The sequence below is a fragment of the Streptomyces griseorubiginosus genome, from assembly GCF_036345115.1.
Classification (GTDB): Bacteria; Actinomycetota; Actinomycetes; order Streptomycetales; family Streptomycetaceae; genus Streptomyces; species Streptomyces griseorubiginosus_C.
Genome location: NZ_CP107766.1, coordinates 4939384 through 4962799, shown reverse-complemented (window position 1 = coordinate 4962799; position 23416 = coordinate 4939384). Strand labels below are relative to the sequence as shown.

The 23416-nt window shown below is 67.4% G+C and carries 23 protein-coding genes, 1 tRNA gene and 1 other RNA gene; 7 read left to right on the top strand and 18 right to left on the bottom strand.

Annotation, left to right across the window (positions count from 1 at the left end):
- Positions 1–286: 286 nt before the first annotated feature.
- The 3 genes from purD to ffs form a co-directional block, all read right to left on the bottom strand.
- A complete protein-coding gene (gene purD / locus OHN19_RS22380) occupies positions 287–1540 on the bottom strand; it encodes a phosphoribosylamine--glycine ligase (protein ID WP_330265894.1) in 1254 nt (417 codons plus the stop codon).
- A gap of 124 nt (positions 1541–1664) precedes the next feature.
- Complete coding sequence (locus OHN19_RS22375) at positions 1665–4175, bottom strand: DNA polymerase III subunit gamma and tau (protein ID WP_330265893.1); 2511 nt, start codon at positions 4173–4175, stop codon at positions 1665–1667.
- Positions 4176–4246: 71 nt separating this feature from the next.
- An RNA gene (gene ffs / locus OHN19_RS22370) (signal recognition particle sRNA small type) lies at positions 4247–4343 on the bottom strand.
- A gap of 72 nt (positions 4344–4415) precedes the next feature.
- Here ffs and OHN19_RS22365 point away from each other — a divergent pair.
- A tRNA-Ser gene (locus tag OHN19_RS22365) sits at positions 4416–4503 on the top strand.
- Between the two features lie 90 nt (positions 4504–4593).
- Here OHN19_RS22365 and OHN19_RS22360 read toward each other — a convergent pair.
- The 9 genes from OHN19_RS22360 to OHN19_RS22320 form a co-directional block, all read right to left on the bottom strand.
- Positions 4594–5835, bottom strand: coding sequence for a tyrosine-type recombinase/integrase (locus tag OHN19_RS22360; protein ID WP_330265892.1), 1242 nt, complete (start codon positions 5833–5835; stop codon positions 4594–4596).
- An 11-nt stretch (positions 5836–5846) separates the two neighbouring features.
- Positions 5847–6080 carry an excisionase family DNA-binding protein gene (locus OHN19_RS22355; protein ID WP_330265891.1) on the bottom strand — a complete coding sequence of 78 codons (234 nt, stop codon included), beginning with the start codon at positions 6078–6080 and terminating at the stop codon, positions 5847–5849.
- Positions 6073–7392 carry a replication initiator gene (locus tag OHN19_RS22350; protein ID WP_330265890.1) on the bottom strand — a complete coding sequence of 440 codons (1320 nt, stop codon included), beginning with the start codon at positions 7390–7392 and terminating at the stop codon, positions 6073–6075. Before OHN19_RS22350 ends, OHN19_RS22355 begins: the two co-directional genes overlap by 8 nt.
- Before the next feature lie 120 nt (positions 7393–7512).
- Positions 7513–7761, bottom strand: a complete 249-nt coding sequence (locus tag OHN19_RS22345; protein WP_330265889.1) for a SpdD protein — start codon at positions 7759–7761, stop codon at positions 7513–7515.
- 33 nt (positions 7762–7794) lie between these two features.
- On the bottom strand, positions 7795–7980 hold the full coding sequence (locus OHN19_RS22340; protein ID WP_062025415.1) for a hypothetical protein: 186 nt from the start codon (positions 7978–7980) through the stop codon (positions 7795–7797).
- Between the two features lie 16 nt (positions 7981–7996).
- Entirely contained in the window at positions 7997–8188 is a 192-nt protein-coding gene (locus OHN19_RS22335; RefSeq protein ID WP_330265888.1) for a mobile element transfer protein, read from the bottom strand.
- Between the two features lie 14 nt (positions 8189–8202).
- Complete coding sequence (locus OHN19_RS22330) at positions 8203–8832, bottom strand: DUF2637 domain-containing protein (protein WP_330265887.1); 630 nt, start codon at positions 8830–8832, stop codon at positions 8203–8205.
- 85 nt (positions 8833–8917) lie between these two features.
- On the bottom strand, positions 8918–10294 hold the full coding sequence (locus OHN19_RS22325; protein WP_330265886.1) for an FtsK/SpoIIIE domain-containing protein: 1377 nt from the start codon (positions 10292–10294) through the stop codon (positions 8918–8920).
- On the bottom strand, positions 10294–10650 hold the full coding sequence (locus OHN19_RS22320; protein WP_062244627.1) for a hypothetical protein: 357 nt from the start codon (positions 10648–10650) through the stop codon (positions 10294–10296). Before OHN19_RS22320 ends, OHN19_RS22325 begins: the two co-directional genes overlap by 1 nt.
- Before the next feature lie 184 nt (positions 10651–10834).
- On the opposite strand from OHN19_RS22320, the gene OHN19_RS22315 reads away from it, so the two are divergent.
- Positions 10835–11197, top strand: coding sequence for a hypothetical protein (locus OHN19_RS22315; protein WP_330265885.1), 363 nt, complete (start codon positions 10835–10837; stop codon positions 11195–11197).
- Between the two features lie 22 nt (positions 11198–11219).
- Here the strand turns inward: OHN19_RS22315 and OHN19_RS22310 are convergent, their stop codons facing one another.
- Complete coding sequence (locus tag OHN19_RS22310) at positions 11220–12011, bottom strand: GntR family transcriptional regulator (protein ID WP_062244632.1); 792 nt, start codon at positions 12009–12011, stop codon at positions 11220–11222.
- A 109-nt stretch (positions 12012–12120) separates the two neighbouring features.
- Between OHN19_RS22310 and OHN19_RS22305 the strand changes: the two genes are divergently transcribed.
- From OHN19_RS22305 to OHN19_RS22290, 4 genes are all read left to right on the top strand, one after another.
- Complete coding sequence (locus OHN19_RS22305; RefSeq protein WP_330269679.1) at positions 12121–12528, top strand: NUDIX hydrolase; 408 nt, start codon at positions 12121–12123, stop codon at positions 12526–12528.
- Between the two features lie 46 nt (positions 12529–12574).
- Complete coding sequence (locus OHN19_RS22300; RefSeq protein ID WP_330265884.1) at positions 12575–13003, top strand: ATP-binding protein; 429 nt, start codon at positions 12575–12577, stop codon at positions 13001–13003.
- Positions 13003–13401, top strand: a complete 399-nt coding sequence (locus tag OHN19_RS22295; RefSeq protein ID WP_330269678.1) for a hypothetical protein — start codon at positions 13003–13005, stop codon at positions 13399–13401. The genes OHN19_RS22300 and OHN19_RS22295 overlap by 1 nt, the downstream gene beginning before the upstream one ends.
- A gap of 380 nt (positions 13402–13781) precedes the next feature.
- Positions 13782–14321 (top strand): hypothetical protein, encoded by a 540-nt coding sequence (locus tag OHN19_RS22290; RefSeq protein ID WP_330265883.1) that lies wholly within the window; start codon positions 13782–13784, stop codon positions 14319–14321.
- A gap of 121 nt (positions 14322–14442) precedes the next feature.
- Here OHN19_RS22290 and OHN19_RS22285 read toward each other — a convergent pair whose 3' ends face one another.
- From OHN19_RS22285 to OHN19_RS22270, 4 genes are all read right to left on the bottom strand, one after another.
- A complete protein-coding gene (locus tag OHN19_RS22285; RefSeq protein WP_330265882.1) occupies positions 14443–17808 on the bottom strand; it encodes a dsDNA nuclease domain-containing protein in 3366 nt (1121 codons plus the stop codon).
- A 517-nt stretch (positions 17809–18325) separates the two neighbouring features.
- Positions 18326–18826, bottom strand: a complete 501-nt coding sequence (locus OHN19_RS22280) for a YfbM family protein (protein ID WP_330265881.1) — start codon at positions 18824–18826, stop codon at positions 18326–18328.
- Positions 18827–19239: 413 nt separating this feature from the next.
- Positions 19240–19503, bottom strand: coding sequence for a hypothetical protein (locus tag OHN19_RS22275; RefSeq protein ID WP_330265880.1), 264 nt, complete (start codon positions 19501–19503; stop codon positions 19240–19242).
- 125 nt (positions 19504–19628) lie between these two features.
- Positions 19629–20360 (bottom strand): SDR family oxidoreductase, encoded by a 732-nt coding sequence (locus tag OHN19_RS22270; RefSeq protein ID WP_330265879.1) that lies wholly within the window; start codon positions 20358–20360, stop codon positions 19629–19631.
- A gap of 174 nt (positions 20361–20534) precedes the next feature.
- On the opposite strand from OHN19_RS22270, the gene OHN19_RS22265 reads away from it, so the two are divergent.
- Positions 20535–21377 (top strand): DUF72 domain-containing protein, encoded by an 843-nt coding sequence (locus OHN19_RS22265; protein WP_330265878.1) that lies wholly within the window; start codon positions 20535–20537, stop codon positions 21375–21377.
- On the opposite strand, the gene OHN19_RS22260 is transcribed toward OHN19_RS22265, so the two are convergent.
- Positions 21343–23388, bottom strand: a complete 2046-nt coding sequence (locus OHN19_RS22260; RefSeq protein WP_330265877.1) for a copper resistance CopC/CopD family protein — start codon at positions 23386–23388, stop codon at positions 21343–21345. The genes OHN19_RS22265 and OHN19_RS22260 overlap by 35 nt on opposite strands.
- Positions 23389–23416 lie beyond the last annotated feature (28 nt).

Sequence of the window (23416 nt, the reverse complement as noted above, 5' to 3'; positions counted from 1 at the left end):
AATGCCCAGCTGTCCTGGCGTTGCTCACTCCCCCACTGTGGCAGTCGCCACTGACATCGCAATGCCGGTGGGCCAAGTGCCGGACCGCTTCCGCCGCACCATAGTTGGGCCCTGGGTCCCCGTCAGCCGTATGGCGCCCCGGTCACTCGATGGAATGGCTTTGGGGAAAGGTGATGACGTACGGCAAAGATCGGGCCCCGAATCCTTAGACGGATCCGGGGCCGATCGGGTTGTTCCTGCCGGGGTTTTCGCCCCGGTTTCGGGCCTCTCGGGCCGCTACGGCTCCTCAGGCTCCGGACGCCGCCTTCGCCGCGATGTCCGTGCGGTGCTGGGAGCCGTCGAGACGGATACGGGCCACCGCCCGGTACGCGCGCTCGCGGGCCTCCGTGAGGTCCTTGCCCGACGCCGTGACCGACAGGACGCGGCCCCCGGCGCTGACGACGGCGTCCCCGTCCCGCTTGGTGCCCGCGTGCAGGACGTAGGCGTGCGGGGCGTCCTGGGCGGCCACCTCGTCGAGGCCGGTGATCGGGTCGCCGGTGCGCGGGGTGCCGGGGTAGTTGTGCGAGGCGACGACCACCGTGACCGCGGCGTCCTCGCTCCAGCGCAGGGGAGGCAGGTCCTCGAGGTTGCCGCTCGCGGCGGCGAGCAGGACACCGGCCAGCGGGGTCTTGAGGCGGGCCAGCACGACCTGGGTCTCGGGGTCGCCGAAGCGGGCGTTGAACTCGATCACCCTGACGCCCCGGGAAGTGATCGCGAGACCGGCGTAGAGCAGACCCGAGAAGGGGGTGCCGCGGCGGCGCATCTCGTCGACGGTCGGCTGGAGGACGGTCTGGAGGACCTCGTCGACCAGCTTCGGGTCCGCCCAGGGCAGCGGCGAGTACGCGCCCATGCCGCCGGTGTTCGGGCCCTCGTCGCCGTCGAGCGCGCGCTTGAAGTCCTGGGCGGGCTGGAGCGGCAGGACGGTCTCGCCGTCGGTGATGGCGAAAAGGGAGACCTCGGGGCCGTCGAGGAACTCCTCGATGACGACCCGCTCGCAGCCGGCCGCGTGCGCCTTGGCCTCGTCGAGGTCGCCGGTCACGACCACGCCCTTGCCGGCGGCGAGACCGTCGTCCTTGACGACGTACGGGGCACCGAAGGCGTCCAGGGCCTCGGCGACCTCCTCGGCGGTCGTGCAGACGTAGGAGCGGGCGGTCGGGACCCCGGCCGCGGCCATGACGTCCTTGGCGAAGGCCTTCGAGCCCTCGAGCTGCGCGGCCTCCCCGGACGGGCCGAAGACCGGGATGCCCGCGGCGCGTACGGCGTCGGCGACTCCCGCGACGAGCGGGGCCTCCGGGCCTACGACGACGAGGTCGACCTCGAGTCGCTGCGCGAGCGCGGTCACGGCGTCGCCGTCGAGGGCGTCGACCGGGTGCAGCTCGGCGACCTCGGCGATGCCGGCGTTGCCGGGGGCGCAGTGCAACGCGCTGACGTCGGGGTCGAGGGACAGGGAGCGGCACAGGGCGTGTTCGCGGGCGCCGGTACCGATGACGAGGACCTTCACGGGGGTCAGCCTAACGGGGTTTTTGTGGGGGGTTCCTAAGGGGTGGGGGGAGGGGAGTTGTGGGTTCCTCCAAGGGGAGGGGTTCGGGGAGGGGCGTGAGACCAGTCTCCGGTGGCCGCTCCCTCTACTCGTTCGTGAACTCCTCGACGACCGTCGCGCCCAGTTCCCGCACGATCAGTTCGTGGCCCGAGAGGGCGGACTCGTTGAGGTCGGGGTCGTCGTCCTCCGGGATGTCGTCCTCGATGGAGACCGGTGGGGGCTCCGGGGCGGAGGGGCGGGGAGCGGGCGCCGGGGTGGAGGTCGGGGTGGGCTGGGACGTGGGGGTGGGTGACGGCTGGCCGGACGGCGAGGACTGGGGGGTGGGGGCGCCATAGCCTCCGCCCGGGGTGCCTGTGCCTGTGCCGGTACCTGGGCCTGCGGTGTAGCCGCCGGTGCCGTAGCCACCAGGGGTGCCGGGGGCGCCGGGGTTTCCGCCGCCGCCGTAACCACCGCCGCCGCTGTTGAAGCCGCCGGAAGCGGGACCCGCCGCGCCGCCGCCCGACGGGTCGACCAGCGCCTCGACCTTCCACTGGACGCCGAACTGCTCGGTGAGGGCCTGGCGCAGCACCTCCTCGCTGCCGCTGCTCGCGAAGTTGTCGCGGGCACCGGCGTTGACGAAGCCGAGCTGGAGGGTGGTGCCGTCGAAGCCGGTCACCTGGGCGTTCTGGCTGAGCAGGATCCAGGTGAAGCGGCGGCGGTTCTTGACGGCTTCGAGGATGTTGGGCCAGAGCTGGCGGGGGTCGAGGCCACCGGCCGGGGGGGTGTAGGCGGCCGGGCCGGGGGCGGGGGCCGCGGGGGTGGGCTGGGCCGGTGCGTGTGCCTGTGCCGCCGGGGTGGCCGCGGGGCGATGAGCTGCGGGGGCCTGGGACTGACCGCCGCTTCCGGCCGTGGCCGCGGTGGGCCAGCCACCGGGACGCCGTCCACCACCGGCGGGGGCGGCGGTGGGCCAGGCGCCGGGGGCGGGAGCGGGGGCCGAGGGTGCGGGAGTCGGCGTGGGCTGGTTGGGCTGGTTGGGCTGATGAGTCTGGGGGTGTGCGGCGGGGCCCTGGTCGGCGGGAGAACCGTGCGCGGGTGCGGCGGAGGGGCCCGAGGGTGAGCCCGTGGTCGGGGACGGGCCGGTGGGCGGCGCCGAGTCGGCCGTAGCACCGGGATGTCCGCCGGTGGCTCCTGCTCCGGTGGGAAGGCCGCCGGGCGGGGTGGCACCGCCTGGGCCGCCCCCGGGAGTGCCCGAGGCGGCGTGGGGGCCCGCACCCGAAGCCCGTACCGCCGCGCGGGCCGCGGCCGGGCCGCCGCCGGGCGGGACCGGAGCCATCGGGGCACCGGGGCCGCCAGGCGCACCGAGGGCCGCTCCCCCGTGCGCCTCGGGTCCCGGCACGTACCCCATGGCCATGCCCATGCCCCCGCCCGTCGCGGGTGTGCCGGCGCCGGCCGAGAAGTTCACGCCGCGCTCGATGCGGTCGAGGCGGGCCATCACGGAGCGCTCGTCGCCGTAGGCGGCGGGGAGCAGCACGCGCGCGCAGATGAGTTCCAGCTGGAGGCGGGGCGAGGTGGCGCCGCGCATCTCGGTCAGACCTTCGTTGACGAGGTCGGCGGCGCGGCTGAGCTCGGCGGCGCCGAAGATGCCGGCCTGGGCCTGCATCCGCTCGATGACGTCGGCGGGGGCGTCGATGAGGCCCTTCTCGGCGGCGTCGGGAACGGCGGCGAGGATGACCAGGTCGCGCAGCCGCTCGAGCAGGTCGGCGACGAAGCGGCGCGGGTCGTTGCCCCCCTCGATGACACGGTCGACGACCTCGAAGGCGGCGGCGCCGTCACCGGTGGCGAAGGCTTCGACGACCGAGTCGAGGAGGGAGCCGTCGGTGTAGCCGAGGAGGGAGGTGGCCATGGCATACGTCACACCCTCCTCGCGCGCTCCGGCGAGGAGCTGGTCCATGACGGACATGGAGTCACGCACGGAGCCCTGACCGGCCCGGACGACGAGCGGCAGCACCCCGTCCTCGACGGGGATGTTCTCCTTGCCGCACACCTCTCCGAGGTATTCGCGCAGGGTGCCGGGCGGTACGAGCCGGAAGGGGTAGTGATGGGTCCGGGAGCGGATCGTCCCGATGACCTTCTCGGGCTCGGTGGTGGCGAAGATGAACTTGAGATGCTCCGGCGGCTCCTCGACGACCTTGAGCAGCGCGTTGAAGCCGGCCGACGTGACCATGTGGGCCTCGTCGATGATGTAGATCTTGTAGCGACTGCCGGCGGGCCCGAAGAACGCCTTCTCGCGCAGCTCACGGGCGTCGTCCACGCCACCGTGGGAAGCGGCGTCGATCTCGATGACGTCGATGGAACCCGGGCCGTTGCGAGCGAGGTCCTGGCAGGACTGGCACTGGCCGCAGGGGGTCGGCGTGGGCCCCTGCTCGCAGTTCAGACACCGGGCGAGGATGCGTGCGCTGGTGGTCTTCCCGCACCCACGCGGACCGCTGAACAGGTACGCGTGATTGACCCGGTTGTTCCGCAGCGCCTGCTGCAGCGGGTCGGTGACATGCTCCTGCCCGATGACCTCGGCGAACGACTCCGGGCGATAGCGGCGGTACAGCGCGAGAGACGACACGCATACGAGGTTATAGGCGCCCACTGACAACGAGGCCCCCGCGAGCCCTCCGCCCAGCCTCGGGACGGCAACGCAGACGCCCCCCACGCACCCGCCAGAGCCAACCTACCCTTGCTGCCTTCCGGCCCTGGGGGAGTTCAGTCAGATAGCGCCGCGTGAGGGGCTGCCCAAACAGTACCCGATGGCGAGGGGTGGGAACGAGTTCGCGAGCACTCCTCAACGTCTTGTATTGTTTGCGGCGGAGGATTCGCCTAGAGGCCTAGGGCGCACGCTTGGAAAGCGTGTTGGGGGCAACCCCTCACGAGTTCGAATCTCGTATCCTCCGCCAGTGCCTCACCGGGCACGATGTCGAAGGGCCCCACCGTTCGCGGTGGGGCCCTTCGTCGTTGTCCGTCTCAGTTTCCGTCTCAGTTGGGCTTCAGCCGGTCGTCGGCGGCTCCCAGAGAGCGTCGCCGACTTGTTGGGCGACCTTTCGCAGGAGCGTTCCGGTGACGTGCATGTAGCGGGCGCGCATGCGTGCCGCTCCCCCGGGCTCCCAGCCCATGATCGCGTCGACCACGACGTCCGGGACTCCGAGGATCAGGAGGACGGTCGCGGCGGTGTGGCGAGCGTCATGGAGACGGCCGTCTCGAACGCCCGCGTCCTTGAGGAGCCGCTTCCAGGTGTGGAAGTCGGTGTTCGGGCTGAGGGGGCCGCCGGTCGGGGAGGCGAAGACGTATCCCTTGTCCTCCCAGTCAGTTCCGGCCTCGATCCGTTCCTTGTCTTGCTGCTCCTGGTGCTGGCGGAGGAGCTTGATCAGCGGGTCGGGGAGGCCGATGGTGCGGCGTCCGGCCCGGGACTTGGTCGACTTGTGCTCGCGGCGGGTCTGCTGCTTCTGGGGGCAGTAGCCAGCCTTCCGGCCGCACGGGGTGTCTCCACAGCCGTGGGCGTACTTCGGTCGGAGGCGGTTCTTGCGGATGCGGACGTATCCCGCGTCCAGGTCGACGTCTTCCCAGTGGAGACCGAGCGCTTCCCCTTGGCGGAGGCCGAGCGCCAGGGCGACGACCCACCTCGTGCTGTTGCGGAGCTTGGCGGCCTCGACGAGGAGGCTCTGAACCTCCTCGATAGTGAACGGCTCGATGTCCTCTTCTTCGAGACGCGGAGCCTTGGCGATCTCGGCCACGTTGGTAGCGACGTGACCGCGCCGCTTGGCCTCACCGAGGGCGACCCGGATCGTGCGGTGAGCGTGGTGGGCGGTGCCGGCGGAGCTCCCGGCTTCCTGCATCTTCCGGTAGAAGCGCTCCAGGTGCTCGGGCTCCAGCTTGTCGAGCTTGTGAGCGCCCAGGCCGGGGACGAGGTGTACGCGTACGTCGACCTCGTAGCCGTCGTAAGTGTTCTCGGAGACGTACGGCTTGGCGATGTTCTCGACCCAGTGCTCAAGCCAGGCTTGCAGGGTCCAGCTCTGGCCCGGCTTCCTGAGCTTCTTGTCGTCCCGGGCCCGTTCCATTTCGCGGACGGCCTTGGTCACCTCGGCCTTGGTCTTGCGCTCGATGTGACGGCGGTCCGGCTTGCCGTCGTCACGGACGCCGACCGTCACTCGGCCGTGCCACTTGCCGTCCTTGCCGAGGTAGATGGAGGAGGCGCCGTTGGGCTGTCGGGTGCGTGTCTTCTTCTCTGCCATGTCGTCCCCCCTCAGGCCGCTTGGGCGGGTCGGTGGCGGAGCTTGGTGACGTAGGCGGGTACGGCGTCGGCGGGGACCCGGCGAAGTCTTCCGACCGTGACCGACTCGATCTCTCCGGCGAGGACGAGGCGGAAGCATGTCGTACGGCCGATACGGAGGCGCCGGGCAGCTTCCTCGACGGTCGGAAGGACCAAGGAGGGGTCGGGCCGCTCGGATGTGGTTGCAGGGTCTCGGGGCTCAGCCACGAGTTGGTTCTCCTTCCGTTCCAGGGGCGGGTTCGAGCGATTCGGAAAGCCAGGCTTCGGTGTCGGAGAGACCCGTTCCGGCGAAGACCCAGTGGGCGAGGACGTACGTGGTGTTGGGGGTGGGGCCGTTGGCGTCTGCGGATTGGACACGGCGGTATTCGGCGCGGGCGTTGCGGAGGGCGCCGAGGGTGGTGGAGTAGCGGCGGGATTTGGTGGAGAAGTGGCCGCGGAAGCCGAGCATGTGGGCCCAGGCGCGTAGGCGGAGGTGTTCGAGGCTCTTGCGGGCGCCGAGGGTCCAGGCGGTTCGGATGAGTTGGCGGGCGTGGTCGCTGATGTCGAGTTGGGCGAGTTCGGCGACGAACTTGAGCGGGCGGTCGAGAGCTCCCGTGGCGGTTTCGGCGCCCTTGGTGGCGTACTTGGCGATGTAGGCGGCGACGGCTCGTTCGGTGAGTTCCTGGCCGTCGTTGAAGTCGGCGGATCGGATGGTGCGGACGTCGAGTTGGCGGCCGAAGGTGAAGGTGTGGGTGCGGCCGTCGATGACCGGGCCGTCGACACGAACCTTGGTCGCGGCGGTTTCTATGGCGTCGGTGAGGAGTTCGGCTGTGGCCCAGGCGGGCGGTGGGGTGTTGCCGCCTTCCGGGCCGTCGATGCGGATGACCGCGTGGAAGTGGACGGCGCCGCGCTTTTGGTACTCGGCGACCTTGGCGAAGGACACGCGGGCGTGGTCGCGGAGTCGGCGTTGTGAGAGGCCCGCTCGCTTGGCGACTTCTCGGCGGAGGTAGATCGAGAAGCGTCGCCAGAGGGCGCCCGCGTGTGCGTTCCAGAGAACGGCGGCTTCGTAGTCGTAGGTGTCGGGGTTGAGTGGGGTGCCGAGGGTGTCGTCGTCCTGGTCGTGGTGGCGGCCGCAGCGGCAGGGGCGGCCGTCGGTGCGGCGGTTGTGGACCGGGCCGAAGCCGGGGGCGGTGAAGGTGGCGAACACGCGGGGGTGGGTGCCGACTTGTTCGGGCGTGCCTTTGCCGCCGCGCAGTCCGGCGGTGATGAGGTGGAAGGTGTCGCGGCGGTAGACCTCGGCGCAGGCCGGGCAGCGGGTGGTGCGGCGGTTGTTGCAGCGGACGAGGAGTTGGCCGGCGGGGAGGCCGGTCGAGTCGAGGTGCTGGAGGATGCGGCCGATCTCTCCGGTGGTGGTGTCGAGGTCGTATTCGGTGCGGTGGCCGTCGAGGCGGATGGGGTGGGTGCAGCCGCCGAGGCCGGAGAGCTGGCGGAGGATACCGGGGAGGGTGCCCTGGGCGGCCAGGTTCGCGAGTTCCAGCACGGGGGCCGGGGTGGTACGGGTGAAGATGGCGTTTCCCTTCTGACTGGCTCGGTCGGGAGGAAGGCCCCGGGGCGGCGTAATGCTTGGTCGTGTGCCGTCGCCCCGGAGGCCGGGCGGGATCTAGCGGCGGTGCTGGTCGCGGAGCATCGAGCGCAGGACCACGGCGGCCACGGCTACGGAGATGGCCGTGACGGCGACGGCGGCCAGGAGCGCGGTGAGGACGACTCCGCCGACGACCAGGGCGACGACCGTCTTCTGGTCGATGGACACCGAGGGCAGCGAGCGGCGGGTGGGTGCCGGGTCGGTCGTTGCGGTGTGGGTGTGTGCGGGCGGCGGAGTGGGGTTGTCCGGGTACTTGGGCAGGAACACGGCGGAGACTCCTTATCTACTCGTCTAGATGTGTTAGCCGTTTATGACGGTCACGCCGGAACGCGTACCGGATTCGATGGCGGGGGCGAGGAAGGTGTGGGAGAGCCAGAAGCCGAAGAGGGCGATCAGGACGACGATCCAGGTGCGGACGCCGAGGAACTTGACCGCTCCCCAGGCGAAGAAGCCGAGGACGACGACGAGGGGCAGGCTGACGGTCACGAGGTGGTGGGTCCTTTCAGCGGACGGGGCAGCGGTGGGTGCGGGCGGACAGTTCGGCGGCGGCGCGGCTGTCGTAGTCGGCGGAGAAGTTGCAGCGTGGGGCGGTGCAGGCGGCGGTGTGCTTCTCGCGGCCCCGGCCGTCGTACGAGGTGGCGACCTGGACGGGGCCGATGCGGGTGACGTTGCGGAAGCGGCGATTCGCGGACACGTGAGTCTCTCCCTTCAGAGCTGGGTGGCGATGGCTTCGGCCATGGGCGCCGGGACACCGAGGCGGGCGCGGAGGGTGGGGGTGTCGATCGGTGTTCCGGTGCGGGTGTGGTGTTCGGCAGCGACTTTGCGGGCGTGGTCGACCAGGGCGACCGGGACCGGGACGGGCAGGGTTGGTGAGGTCGACTCGATTGCCGGTTGGACAGCCGGGGCGGGTGTGGCTGCGGACTCACGCTCCTGGTCCTCGATGAGTTCCGTGCCGTTCTCCTCGGTGGCCGTCTTCGGTGCCGTATGGGCGAGGAGGGTTCCGCCGAGGAAGGCGACCGCGGGCCAGCCCGCGACGAGGATGCGCAGCCAGGCCGGCACGTCGGTCATGTCGAGGAGTCCGGCGGTGGCGACGTTGGCGCCGAGGGACGCGGTGAGGGCGATGACGAACCAGCACCAGGCGGCCGCTTTGGCCGTCCCGGAGCGGAGTCGACGCCAGGCGGCGACGAGCAGCAGGTCGACGCTGATCGGGTAGGCCCACGCTTTCCATCCGTCCTGTCCGGCCGCCATGGCGATGTCGTGGATGTGGGCGAAGGACAGTGCGGCGGCGATGAGCGCCTGGACCAACACCGCGTCGACACGGGCCAGATGGGCGCGCACGGTCCGGTTCCTTTCGGTTGCGGGCATGGCAGGGGTAGGGACGTGGCGTGAGGCGGTCACGCCGACCGGGTGAAGAGGTGGTGCGTCAGTCGGTCGCCGGGTGCGGCAGGACTGCCGGGGCCGGGGTCTCGACGGGGCGTACGGGGATGGCGGGCCGGAAGGGCTTGAGCGCGGCAAGGTCGGGGACCAGGTGCGCCGACTCGCGGCAGATCTCGGCGGCATCGCCGAGGGAGAGGTAGGGCGTGCGGCTGCGGGACCAGCCACCGGAGGTGTCACCCGCGACGGCCAGGCCGGGCAGTTCGGGAGCGATGGCGCAGGCGGCCGAGACCGCTTCCGGGGCGATGTCGCCCAGCGCCATCTTGGCGGAGGCTTCATCGTTGACGCGGTGGCACACGCGGCCGGTGAGCTGGGCCCGGAGCATGGTGGCGCCCTTGCCGAGTTCGGCGCCGAAGCGCTGCCCGCACACCTCCAGGTAGATGCCGGCCGCGCGGCCGAGCTGGGCGAGGCGGATGAGCTGGGTGACCATCTCGTCGCGCCGTTCCTCGTCCTTGCGGGTGGCGGTGAGGAAGAGTTCGGCCACCTCGTCGACGAACAGGACGATGGGGGTGGGCCGTTCGCTCTCGGGCAGGCCCCAGATGTCGGAGGTGATCTCCTCGTCCGGGGTGTCGGGCGCGATGCCCTGCCGGGCCTTGATCAGGTCGTAGCGGTCCTCCATTTCCTTGACCAGTGCGGGCAGGAGTTCGGCGGCTTCGTCGGGGTCGGTGGCGAGGGCGGAGAGGCGGGCGGCGAAGGGCGCCAGTTCCACGCCGCGCTTGCAGTCGATCCCGACCAGGGCAACCGGCTGACGGGCGAGTCCGGCGACGAGGTGGCGCAGGTACATGGACTTGCCGGACAGGGTGGCGCCGAGGGTGAGTTGGTGGGGAACGGTCCGGTAGTCCCGTACGAACGGAGTGGCGTCCTCCCGCAGGGCGACCGGCACCTTGAGGAACCCGGAGCCGGTCTTGCGGGGCATGCGCACCCGCCGTAGAACGTCGTAGCCGACGAGGCGCAGTTCGACGACACCCGGCTTGATCGTGGTGACGTAGACGGCGTGAACTCCCCAGGCATGCCGCAGCCGTTCGGCCGAGGCGGCGACGTCGGCGGGTTCCTGGCCGGGGGCGAGCCGCAGCCGGATGCGCAGCCCGGTCGAGGTGGGTCGGATGATGCCCCGGCGGGGCGGGACCGGCCGGACCTCTCGCCGGGTGGTGGCCTTGACGGCGAGGACTCGCAGCCGGGACGGGGCGACGGTCAGGCCGCAGGCTTCCATGACGGATGTGTACGAGCTGAGCAGGCGGGCGGTGGATATCGGGCCGCCGATGGCAGACCAGTAGACCGCCGGGTACTTGGCCCGGGTGTAGGCGGTCCCGCCGCCGAGCGCGGCGAGGGGACCACCCACCTCCAGAAGTGTCGTCAGGTCGGTCATCAGGCGGTGGCCCCCATGGCGGCCGGGAACGCGGCCGGGGTGACGGCGGCGGCCCGGAAGGCGATGCCGTGACGCTGCTGGCCGTTGAACACGGACTCCCACGGCCGGGCGACGAGCCCCGGCAGCGAGACCGGAGCGCCCAGGTTCAGGCCTTCCGAGACACCGCCCTCCGGCACGGTGACCTTGATCAGCGAGGACTCGCCGTCCTCGATGTAGACGACGCCGAGTGTCATCAGCGCCTCACCGCTGACGGCGTCCTTGGCGATCTCGCCGGTCTGACGGTCGCGGACCTTGGGCTCGGGAGCCTCGGTGAGGAGGATCGTGGCGGCGGAGGTCTCAACACGGATGGTACGCAAGACAGTTTTCCTATCTACTCGTCTATACATGTAGCGATCTGCGAACCCTATCTCCCGGGCTCACGACGATCACCCTGCCACACAACTTGCCCACTCGTCTATACGAGTATGCATGGTGAGGTGTACGAGTTCGGGAAGCCTCACGGACCGGGCCATTATCAGACCCCTCGGGCATGCTCTGCCCATGCTGATTGCGACCAACAGCCGGGGCCACGCGGTGAAGCGCCCTTCGAAGCCGAAGATAGGAACGATGCTCGCCGACCTGGATCAGGGCGATCACCTGCTCCTTGAGCGGCAAGACGAGGGCCAGGAAGGCAACTGGTACATCCAGGTGCTGTTCCGCGAGACCAACACCTACCAGCTGGAGTACCGGGACGGCGTTCCCGCAGAGCACTACCAGACGCAGACGGTGTCGCAGGAGAAGGTCCTGCAAGCACTCCTCGACTGGGCTGCCGACAAGCCCGCGTGGCGGGAGGGCTTCATGTGGACCAACATCGGCCACTGGTTCACACCGGCCCCCGAGGACGAGGGCGATCCGACCGTCTAGAACTGCGCCGCCGCCCATGCGATCAGGTCGCGGGGAGCTGGTACGACAGGACGTAGGCGTCCGCCGCCATGACCGTGTCGCACACCTCGACGGCCCGCCCCTCGGTGTCGAAGGCGGTGCGGACGAGGTGGATGACGGGCACGCCGGAGGCCAGCCGGAGCGTCTTGACCTCGTCCGGAGAGGGCATCCGGGCCCGGATCTCCTCCTCGAAGTGGTCGAGGCGGTGGCCGAGTTCTTCGAGGCGGGCGTAGATGCCGCCGGGGCCGGGGTTGGGTTCGGCGATCTGTGTGCCGCGGGCGATGTCGAGGGGGAGGTAGGAGGTGGCGAACTCGACTGGCCGGCCGTCGAGGAGATAGCGGCGCCGCCGGGCGAGGACCCGCCGCACGGAGCCGAGCCGGGTGGAGATGTCCTGACTGGCCTTCTCTTCCTTGACCTCAAGACTGTCGACCTGGGGATGACTGCCGACCGTGTCCGCCTCGACGATGAACGCAGACTTGCCCTGCTCGCGATGGCGGCGGGCGAACCGGTCGGAGGCGAGCCGCCGTACGGGGGGCCGGGGGCGGACGAAGACGCCCTTGCCGTGCTCGGCGTGGACGAGTCCTTCACCCTGGAGGATGGAGAAGGAGTTGCGGACGGTCATCCGGGATACCCCGTAGTGGTCCACAAGCTCCGCCTCGGAGGGCAGCTTCTCGCCCTCTCGGAATCGCCCACGGTCGATGGCCTCGCGCAGCTGGTCGGCGATCTGCCGGAAGACCGCACGATCGCTCGTGGGGTCGAGATCACCGAGCTGGCCGGAGGGAAGAGCAGGGGTCACGAGTGCACTCCTTTAGGTATCTAGACGTGTGGGCGAGTGTTGTTGCTACGGTGGAGAGCCTAGCCATCCGAGAGGGCCGAGGAACGTGAGCACAGAACGCCCGCACTCCGTGAGCGTGGCCGGAGTCGTCATCGACGACTCGGGCCGGGCCCTCCTGATCCAGCGCCGGGACAACGGCAAGTGGGAACCCCCGGGCGGCGTCCTCGAACGCGAGGAGACCATCCCCGAGGCCCTGCAACGCGAAGTCCTCGAAGAGACCGGCATCAAGATCGCCCTTCCGGCGACTCTCACCGGCGTCTACAAGAACATGACGGGCCTGATCGTCTCCCTGGTCTTCCGCTGCCAGGCCGCCGACGGCACGCCCACCACCGGCGACGAGACGCGCGCACTGCGCTGGGCCACCCGCGACGAAGTCTCCGAGCTTGCCGACGAGGCGTACGCCATCCGCGTCCTGGACGCGATGGACGCGGCGTCTCCACCTGCCATCCGCGCCCACGACGGCGTGAAACTCGTCTAGCCCGAACCCGCTGCACATGGCGGCCTACCAGCATGAAGGAACTTGTATGCACGAGTATACGAGTACAGCACGGGTCTGGGGACTCACTTGCCCAGGTTTCCCGGAAGAGGTCAGCCGGGCGCGGCGCTGGACCCGTGACATCCTGCGCGGATCGCCATGGGCGGAGGACGCCGAGCTGATCGTGAGCGAGCTGAGCGCGAACGCGATCCTGCACACGGCCAGCGGCCAGGACTCGGGCAGCTTCCATCTGGCCCTGGCGGTATCGGCGCAGGCCATCGCAATGTCGGTCACGGACGATGGAGGCGCCGGCACAACGCCGAAGGTCGAGCGCCGGGACCAGGACGCCGAGCACGGCCGGGGCCTGGGCATGGTCAGCGTGATCGCCCACCGGGTCGTCGTCCACGAGAGCGACGGCGGCCACACGGTCACCGCGGAACTGTTCACAGACCCTGGCGCGGGAGGCCACCCGTGCTGATGGACAAGCCGCAACGGGGCTACTGGTGCGAGTGCTGGACGCAGGACCTCACGGTCGAGACGCGGCCGGTTCTCCGGGCGTCTTTCGATGCGTACTCGGCACCGCAGGCCGACAGATGGGTAGCGGTCGCACTCCGCACGATCTCACCAGCACTGGACCCCGATGCGTCTCAGGACGCGTGGACGTGGCTGTACGACGGCCGCATCAACACGAGGAAAGCCCTCTTACGGGCCGAGCCGTGCACAGTGAAGATCACCCAGGCCCACACCCGCATCACCTGGACGATCCGACCCGTGATCTTCCTACCCTTGGCACATCGCCAAGGTGTTGAGCTTCCATCCTGCGCACGGGACTTCAAACCGCATACAGCGCCCCAGGCGCCCCACAGGCCCGACTGAGTTACAACCTTCTTTACAGGTTCAAGGCGGCTCGCTCCGCTCCCCGCGCGCGGCCCGGCCCCCGGCCGGGCCTGCGCTCCTGTCTCCGCCCCGCTCCAGCCCGGCCGGCGCCCGTGCCGCGCTCAAAGCATGCAGTCACCTGATGCCAGAGAAGGGGGTACGTCGTGGCTGGGGCGGCCAGCTACACGGCTTTACGGAGCCACTTTGGCGCGAGCCTCGAAGATCATGGCCCCAACGTCGTGCTTTACCGGGCAGGTCCACAGACTGCCCGACGCGCCTGAAGCTTACGGGGCCATGATCACTCGCGCCAAAGCAGCGCCACCCCAAAGCCGCTCCGCCGGCCTAGGCATCAGAGCCTCCTTCACGTTGGATGAACAGCCATGGATCAAGGTCTCGCCGCAGTCATCGCGGGAGTAGCTGGCATGGTCGGTGCGCTAGGTGGCGCCGTAGCGGGGGGACTGGCAGCCGTCCGAGGTGCACGTGTTGGAGCGGTAACAGGCGCCCAGGCGTTGCGCGATCAAGTAAAAGATCAGGCCGCTACGGAACATGCGCACTGGCTCAGGGAGCAGCGCAGGGCCGCCTACACGTTGTTCATCAGCGCAGCGCAGTTGGCACAAGAGAAGGCAATGAACTTCGCTGTTGACCCTTCCGACGACAACATGGACGAGCTGCATGACGCGGTTGCAGACCTGGCCAGCCTCTCAGGCAGCATCACTCTCATCGGCCCCGAATCGATACAACGATCGGCAGACCGCGTCATCGAGGCTGCCGGGATCCTCGAAGGAGCGCTGTACGCAACGCCGCGAAGAGATGAAGGGCTGCCCCAGATCAGCGAAGAAAGCTCTGGGGCATACAACCTCTTTTTCGGCCTGCGCACAACCTTCGTGTCGGAGGCGCGTGCGGTACTCGGAGCTGTCTAGACCACAGGAATCCGCTCCGCCACAATCGGGCTCTCGCCTACGAGCCATGGCCGGGCTGGGGCGGCGCTAGTGACACCTTGACACCGCCCATTGAGGCTCCACCGGCGTCGGCCATTAGCGTTCAAATACCTGCCCAGTTTAGTGGGAATTTACGCTGCCGCATTTGCCCTAGAAGGGAACGGCAGGACATCGTTTCTGGATGATCAGCGCCAAGTTTGGACTCGAAAATTTTCACCGCCTCGCCCATGGCGGAGATTCCCTCGGGAAAATCGCCACTACTATATGCACAAACGCCGATTTTTTCCAAGCAGTATCCAACCCTAACGTTTCCAGGACCAAATGCCTCTAGCGCAATTCCATAACCTTTTCGAAGCCACTTCAAGGCTGCGCGATAGCTCCCCGCCATCATCAGCGGGCCAGCCAAGTTGTTGTAGTCGGGGATGAGTTCGGGGTGACCCTCACCATAAACCGCCAGATCAATCTTGACCGCCCGATGGGCTGCTGATGCCGCATTTCCAAATAGTCGCATCCCTGTATAAACGACCGCCAAGTTGGTCAACGTAGATGCGACGTCGCGATGCTCAGGTCCAAGCACCTCCTCCTGCCGCATCAATGTGTCTTCGAAGGTTTTGCGCGCTGTAACAAAATCCATCCCTGCCAACTGTGCACGGCCAAGATTCATGCGCACGATAAGATCAAGCGTTGAGCCCACGTTCCCTAGATGCTCATGTATACGAAGCGCGGCACTGAAGGCTGTGGCAGCATCGTCGGCTCTACTCAGTTCGAGTAGCGCTAGACCCATATTGTTCCAATCACGCGCCGCATCAAGATGAAATCCTTCCGAATTCTCGTGATCAATTTCAAGCGCCTTCTCTGACGCTGCCAAGGCATCTTGAAACTCCGTTGCATCTAGATATGCGAGAGCCAAGTTGCTGTAGAGCGTGGCCAGGCCGTTACGCGATGAAGCGTCTGGATACTCCGAAATCAACGTCTTGAACTCTTGAGCTGAACCACGAGGATCACCCATTTCACGCCTCAGCGTTGCTCTATTCGCCCAGACGGCACGTTTTAGCGTCGACATGTCATCTGAGCCAACACAAAGTTCAGCATGGGCATGAGCTTTATCGAATTCGAGTAGCGCTTCTTCCAACTTACCCTGCAAGTGAAGAATTGCCGCCTTTTTGGTATGCAGAGTTGCCATTGAGACACTATCTACCGGACCCTCTGCAGCTAGTGCCAGAGTTTCATCTGCTATGCGAATAGCCTCGCCCCACCTATCCGAACCGGTTAGCGCCTCAATGAGCAACGTGCGGACGAAGACTTTCGTGGTTACGGCTACATCATTCCGGCCTTTTACCCTGCTCATCGCTTTGTCGGCATATGAAAGGCTAGCACCTTTAAAACCTTGCATCCCGAGATTCAAAGTAATCGCCGAATAAAACAGGAGAGTATTTTCAGGAAGCTGCTCGTGATCCTCCAAGTAGGAAAGGAGGGTCTCGAAGTGGGGCATCATGTGCCTGTAGTGCGGCCAGAAACGGGCGTCGAATGGACTTAGGTTTGCGACCTTGTTTAGGAGCACCGTTGCAACTTCCAAGGCCCCACTCACCTCCTGTTGGGTAAGTGACTGGCGCACCACAGCTTGAGTGAGAGCATGACAGCTAACACCGTTCTGCTGCGCTTCAATCATTGAAAAACGCTGAAGGTCCGCCACTGCATCAAACAGGGAGAGGTGGTCCTTAAGAAGTTCAAGAAGACTCGCCGCACTCCTCGAGATGCCTGTGAGCTCGGAAGCTGCAAGCTGTTCGACTTCTACAGAAGTCGGTAGAGCTATAGCGCCCTCTTTTTGCCGTTGCTCGGCTGGGGGAAGCTCGATCTTGAAGAGTTCGGTTGGGAATCCATGTGGGGCCAGAAAGGAGAGGACGCGCAGAAGCTCAAGGGCGTTTGGATGATCTTTCTGCAATTGCTCAGTAGTGATTGATAGTGCAGCAGTTAGCCCTACGTGCTCCGGTGGTGCTGACCGACTCAAGAGCTCACGTGCTCGGTCACGCACCATACTTGTATAGGTCCTCAACGGGATTCCTGAGGTAGTGATGTAGCCGGCGGCCTGTCTCAGCGCAAGTGGTAGCCCATTCAAGGCTTCATTGAGGACGACAAGATCGTCCTGAGGTGCATCGGGGAGGGTCGATGACAACAAAGCAACCGCATCGGTTTCGCTTAGTGGTTCGACGCGTAGTGTCGGCACGTTCGCTGCCCAGCTCTGGTCAAGGCTTGAGATCAAGAACTGAGTCGCAGTCACTTTCGGGATGAAGTTTAGAATTCCCTGATCTGCTGGTGCTCCATCCAAAAGAATCAGGCCGCGATTCTTGTGGAAGTACTGCTTCAATTTCTGAAGTCCGCTCTCGGAATCCGGCGATGGCAAACCAAGCTCCTCAGAAAGAAAAGAGAGGTCGGTTACCATTGATTGCAGAGACTCCGCACGAACCCACCATACGAACTTATAGTGTTCCGCGCGGGTCCAGGCATATTGTGTGAGCAACTCACTTTTCCCGACGCCGCTCATCCCGATAAGCGCAAGCGCAGGATTCGGCTTTAGACCGCCCTCCAGTGATTCTTCAATTTTTTGAAGAGTTTCCCTTCTGCCGAAAAAATCGGAGACGGGCTCCCGCGTCCATAGGTTGGAAGTGAGAGGGTAAGCCGAAATTACCTGATCTCGGGGCGATGATAGAGCGCTCACCACTTGAGAACGTGTGATTGTGCGTCTGACGACCTTAGCGGAAGTGAGGACGTCTGAGTCGAGTGCCTTTGGGCTCGCCAGATCAATAGATGAAAAGTCGCGATTATCGAGATCTCTGGATTTCGAGGCAACAAGATTTACGACAGCATCCCAAGCCTCAGCGGAGGTGCAATCTCTAAGATCCGCCCCCTTTAGGGTGCCTTCTACAAGATTTACGATCGAATGCGCACGGAGAGTAACCCTGTCGGGAATCCCGTGCTCGATGCGTAGCGAATTCAGGAACTCTCTTGCCTCATCTGCATCACAATCAAGTTTGACAGCAGCGTCATTTACGTAATCTTCGGAATCTTGGGCAGACAAAGATTGAGAAAATGCTTCGGCTCTGTCGCGAGTGGACTTCATGGAGCCGTTGGTGACGAGACGACATTTCGCCTCGGGTGTGGCTTTCCAGCGTTCATGAAGTGTCGCCAGGCCACCCCTTGTCCAAAGTTCCGAGAAAGTCCATGGCCCGGTTTGCGGTTCTCGATGCTTGACTGAAACTAGTTCGTTTACTCCGCCATCGTACATAAGTACATAATCAACGTGCCATTCGCAAATTACTCCCTTCAGTCTTGAGTCGGTAAGCATGGCAAAGCAGTGGCGCGCTGCGCATTGATGCTGAAAGTTGTACCTGGAGGAAGTGTCGCTTCCTGAGTCCTCTATCGGCTCGGTAACGAGTGCTTTCGCCAGACCAGAAATGTCATCGAGGCTCACTCATATCTCCCAGGTACTCAAGCCGCCACTATGCGTAGAATCTTCTCAGCACAGGTTGTAGCAGGACAAGAAGAGGTCATGCCGGATCGGTGTGCGAGGGAGATCGGCAACCGCGCCTGCCTCGCAGCTTCACAGGCTCAGACCCCTGGAGACCGGAGTCGCCGAAGGGCTGGTGTAAGGTCTCACAGCTCTCTAGTCAGCAGGTCACCGACGTCTTAGTGATGGAGGTGCTGTACAGCAGCGGAGTACAGCACCCACCGAAGCCTCAGGTGAACAACAGGACCATCAGCAGCGGTATGACCAGCCCATCAGACTGCAATGACCTCTCAGCCGAGAGTCTCGGGACGAAGAGGTCGTGCCAGACCCGTGCCAGATCGTGCGGGGAACCACGGGGAACAGTGGGGAACCGATCGCCCGCCTACCGCGCGCCTGCATCTCTCCGCCGCAGGTGAGGCAGTGAACAAGCCCTGTATGCCCTTTGCTTCCCAAGCTGAGGTCTCACCGCTGTCTTCGCCCGTCAGTCCAGCCAGACGAGCATCGCGTCGTCCGCCCTGGCAACAGCCTCGAAGAACTGTGTCAGCCCGTCGTACCAGGGACGCCCCCACTCCAGCGAGCTGGGCTCACTCCATCCGAGCGGATACACCTCGGCGCTGGACAGTTCGGCAGGATCGACGCCACTGATGAGCTGGGCATAGCTGGTGGCCCGCAGAGCTTCCGCCGCGAGCCGGACCCGCTCAGGCCGCAAGTACTTCGGAGGCCCGTATCCCCAATCCTCATCCTCGGCGAACGGCTCTTCACCGTGGATCACGTTCACGGGGAACTCGGCGCGCGCCAGTAGGAAGCGGAGTAGATCCCAGGTCTTATACGTGCTGAAGTGACGCGCCTCGGCCGGCGCAGGCTCCGACTCCTCCTCTGAGTCCTGGACCGCTTCGACGAAGTCCAGAGCCCAGTCGGGGTCTTGGATCGCTCGGTCAAGCTCAGCAGCCGTGACACGCAGGTACTCACCGATCATGCTCATGGCCGGAGACTAGGTGAGACCACTGACAACAGCCGCCGGAGGGGCCCGTCTCAGTTTCCGTCTCATTCAGCTTGGTTCATCAGCGTTCAGCGGAGACCTGGAGCAGACCCCATCCTCGTGACGAGCCGCCAATGAACGCAGGTGAACCCCCCTGCACACCGCTCAGCTCCCCACCACCACAGTTGGAAAGCGTGTTGGGGGCAACCCCTCACGAGTTCGAATCTCGTATCCTCCGCCAGTGCCTCACCGGGCACGATGTCGAAGGGCCCCACCGTTCGCGGTGGGGCCCTTCGACGTTTTTCTTCTCAGTTTCCGTCTCGGTCGGCTCCTGCGGAGGACGTCTCGTTTCTCCATGCGTGGGGGGACGCAGACCCCGGATCATGGCTGATGGCGTTCATCAGCACCCCCGGTGTTCAGATGGGCAGGTCGTGGCTGATGAGTGCGTGGCGGCAGTCGGCTCGTTTGCAGTTGCCCAGGGTGCCGCCGGGTACGAAATCGGGGCACGAGCAGGACAGGCAGGGCTGGGTGTCGTTGGAGTCGGGTTCCCAGCCGTTGGTCCTCAGGCGTGCTCGGGCGGTTTCCCGGAGGTCGCGTAGTTCGTCGTCGAGTCTGCGGAAGTCGGCCTCGTTGTCCTCGAAGGCCTTCCTCTGGGGCGCTGTCAGGTCGTGCTGCCGCATGGTGTCCTCCTTGGGGTTCGTTCCCACCAAGCCTCCGCTGCCCTCCTCCGCCCTATGTCCTACGCCCACGATGACTCGGCGGGCGCCTGCCTGCACCTTGAGCCACCTGGCTCCGGCGCACGGCCTCAGTGCACCGACAACCCCCCGTCCACGAAGACCGACTGCCCCGTCACGTACCCCGCAGCCCCGCTCGCCAGGAACACCGCCGCGCCCGCGAAGTCCTCGGCAACGCCGTTGCGGCCGGTCATCGTGCGGGCGGCCAGGGACGCGACCTTCTCCGGGTCGTCGGCGAGGCGGGCGTTGAGGGGGGTCAGGACGAAGCCCGGGACGAGGGTGTTGCAGGTGACCCCGTGCGGGGACCAGGCCTCGGCCTGGGAGCGGGCCAGGGATTCCAGGGCACCCTTGGAGACGCCGTAGGCGCCGCTCTGGACGAACGCGCGGTGGGCCTGCTGGGAGCTGACGTGGATGATGCGGCCGAAGCCGCGCTCCGCCATGCCGGGGCCGAAGCGCTGCCCCAGGAGGTAGGGGGCCTCCAGGTTGACGGCCATCGTGGTGTCCCACACCTCGTCCGTGAGGTCGTTCATCGGGGGGCGCAGGTTCACTCCCGCCGAGTTGACCAGGATGTCCGGCTCCCCGAAGACGGCCGCGGTCGCCTCCGCCGCCGTACGGACCCCGTCCCTCGTGCTCAAGTCGCCGCTCACCCACGCCGCTCGGCAGCCGTCCGCTCGCAACTCGTCCACCACCGCGGCCAGTTCGGGTTCCCTGCGGGCCACCACCACCACGCTCGCCCCCGCCCGCGCCAACGCCCCCGCGATCGCCCTGCCGATGCCCGAGCTACCGCCCGTCACCAGGGCCACGCGGCCACTTAGCGAAAACAGTTGGGAGAGATACGCCTCAGAAGTCGCCCCGGAAGTCGCCGCGGAAGTGGCCTCAGAAGTCGCCCCGGAAGTCGCCGCGGAAGCCGCCTCAGAAGCCGCATGGGATGTCGCATGGGGAGTCATGCCCGCACCCTAAGTCGGTACCCGGGGCCCATGACCAACATCCTTGTCGGCACGTGCTCCTGGACCGACCCCGCGCTCGTCCGCAGCGGCTGGTACCCGTCGGGGTGGCGGGACGCGGAGCGGCGGTTGCGGTTCTACGCCGGGCGGTTCCCCGTCGTCGAGGTGGACGGCAGCTTCTACGCCCTGCCCAGTGAGCGCAACAGCCGGCTCTGGGTGGAACGGACGCCGGCGGAGTTCGTGTTCGACGTGAAGGCGTACGCCCCGCTCACCGGGCATCCGGCGAAGCAGGCAGCGTTCGCGGACGTCCCGTTGGACGAGGTGTGGGAGCGGTTCGCCGCCGGGATCGAGCCGTTGCGGGAAGCCGGGCGGCTCGGCGGGGTGCTGTTCCAGTTCCCGCCGTGGCTGCGGCCGGGGGCGCGGGCCGAGCAGTTCCTGGAGGAGACGGCCGAACGGACCGCCGGGTGGCCCGTCCACGTGGAGTTCCGGCATCCGTCCTGGTGGGAGGAGCGGCAGCGGGACCTCACCTGCGCGCTGCTCCACAAGTACGGCTTCGCCGCCGTCGCCGTCGACATGCGTCAGGGCCTGCCTGCCTCCCTGCCGCCGGTCACCCCCGTCACCGCGAACCGGCTGGCCGTCGTCCGCTTCCACGGGCGCAGCTCCTCCTGGGGCCGCGGCAGCAAGGAGGACCGTTTCCGGTACGACTACTCGCGCGCCGAACTCGCCGAGTGGGTACCGCGGTTGCGCGCACTGGCCGAACGGGTCGACCAGGTCCACGTCCTGTTCAACAACTGCTGCGCGGCGGCCGCCGTACACGCCGCCGAGACCATGGACGACCTGCTCAGCCCACGATCCGCACCGACTTCGTCACGCTGACCTGGTCGATGTCGGACACCCTGATCGTGGCCTTCATCTGCCAGTCGCCGGCCAGGGGCAGGGTGAGGTCGTTCGTGCCCCAGTAGCCGCCCTTGTCCTTCAGCTGGGCGTCGATCGGGCCGATCTGCTTGGCCGGGAGGGTGAAGGACAGCCGGAGTTCGGGGACCGTGGCGAGGCCGCCGTCGACCGCGTAGACGATGGCCTGCACCGAGTTGTCGCCGGTGCGGCCCGGGTCGAGGGTGATCTGCACCTTGCCCGAGGCGCCGGCCACGGCGAACGGGATGTTGGTCACGGACGCGGCGGGCAGTCCGCCCGAGGCCGGGCCCGCCTCGGCCGCCTCGGCCTGCGCCCGGCCGGGCAGCGTGCCGCTCAGCACGGTGCTCAGCACCAGCACCACGACACCTACGGCCACTTCGGCGAGGACGGAACGGCGCAGGCGGTGCCGGTAGGCCGCCCCGGCCGGGCCGGGAGTGGCGGACGCCGGGGTCGGGCGCGCGGGCGCTCCGTCCGGACGCGCGGGGTCTGCGGGCGCTCCGTCCGAACGCGCGGAGCCGGCGGAAGTCCCGCCCGAGGACTCCGAGCCGGCGGAAGTCCCGCCCAAAGACTTCGAGGCCGCAGCCGGTTCACTCAAAGACCTCGCGCCCGCAGCCGGTTCGCCGACAGACTCCGAGGCCGCACTCGGCCCGTCCACGGACCCCGAGGCCGCCGCCGGTGCTCCCACCCACTCTGCGGCCACCGCCGAGGCCCGCACCCGTTCCGCGACCACCGCCGCTTCCACCGCCACTCCCGCCGCCGCTCCCACCCGCTCCGGCACCTTCTCCTCGACGGGCGGCTTCGCCTTGGTGCCGGCCGTGGCCAGTCGTCCCGTCCACCGTCGCGACATCCTCGCCGCCGTCAGCAGCAGGGTCACCGCGATCAGTTTGAAGACCAGGAGATGGCCGTACGTCGTCCCGGTGATCTCGCTCCAGGAGCCGAGGCCGCGCCAGGACTGGTAGACGCCGGTGACGACGAGGACGGTCACGGAGGCGAAGGCCAGCCGGGAGAAGCGGGTGACGACGGGGGCCGGGAGCTGGGACGGGGCCCGGTACAAAAGCGTGAGCAGTGCCGCGAGGCCGCCCAGCCAGACCGACATCGCCAGCACGTGCAGCACCGCGGACGTCATCGCCACCGGCACCTGGATCCCGGCCGACGCGTGCTCGGCGGCGGCCCAGGTCAGCGCCAGGCCCACCGCGAGCACGGCCCCGGCCGCCTGCCACGGGCGGGACAGCCTCGACTCACCGAGCCGCAGCAGTCGTACGACGAAGAAGTACGCGACCAGGAGCAGTGCCACGCGGACCAGGAGGGCCTCGCCGGGGCGGGTGCTCAACGTGCGTTCGAAGGCCTTCAGCGAGAAGGCGGAGGCCGGGCCCGTCCCCGCCTCGTAGGGCGCGCGCAGCACCAGCAGGAACAGGGTCGAGCCGAGCAGGGTGCCCCAGCCCGCCCACAGCAGCCTGCGCAGGTGGGCCGGGTCCGGGGGACGGCAGGCGGTGAGGAAGACGGCGGTGCCGATGAGCAGAGCCGCGGCGAGGTAGGCCAGGTAGCGGCCCATGTTGAAGAGGCTCTCCGTGGCCGGGTCCTCGGTCGGGCCGGTGTCCACGACGACGGTGGCCGGGGAGGGTTTGCCGACCGAGAAGGTGAAGGCGCCGGACACCGGGTGGCTGTCGGCCGAGACGACTCGCCAGGCCACGGTGTAGGTGCCCTGGGCGAGCTTGGCCGGCAGGGAGACGCTGGCCGTGTCCGAGCCGCCCGTGCCGTGGCCGGCCTCGCCGATCTCCAGGCGCTTGCCCTCGGGGGTCAGGACCCGGAAGGAGTCGTCGAGCAGGCCGACGGACTCGGTGAAGGTCAGGGTGATGGAGCGGGGGGCCGACTTGAGGACGGTTCCGTCTCCGGGGTCGGTGGATCGGAGGGCCGCGTGGGCCGACGCCGTTCCGCCGCCGAGGAGGAGCAGGACCAGCACGGTGCCGAGCAGCACCAGCCCTTGAAGTCCTCGCCTTCGCCGG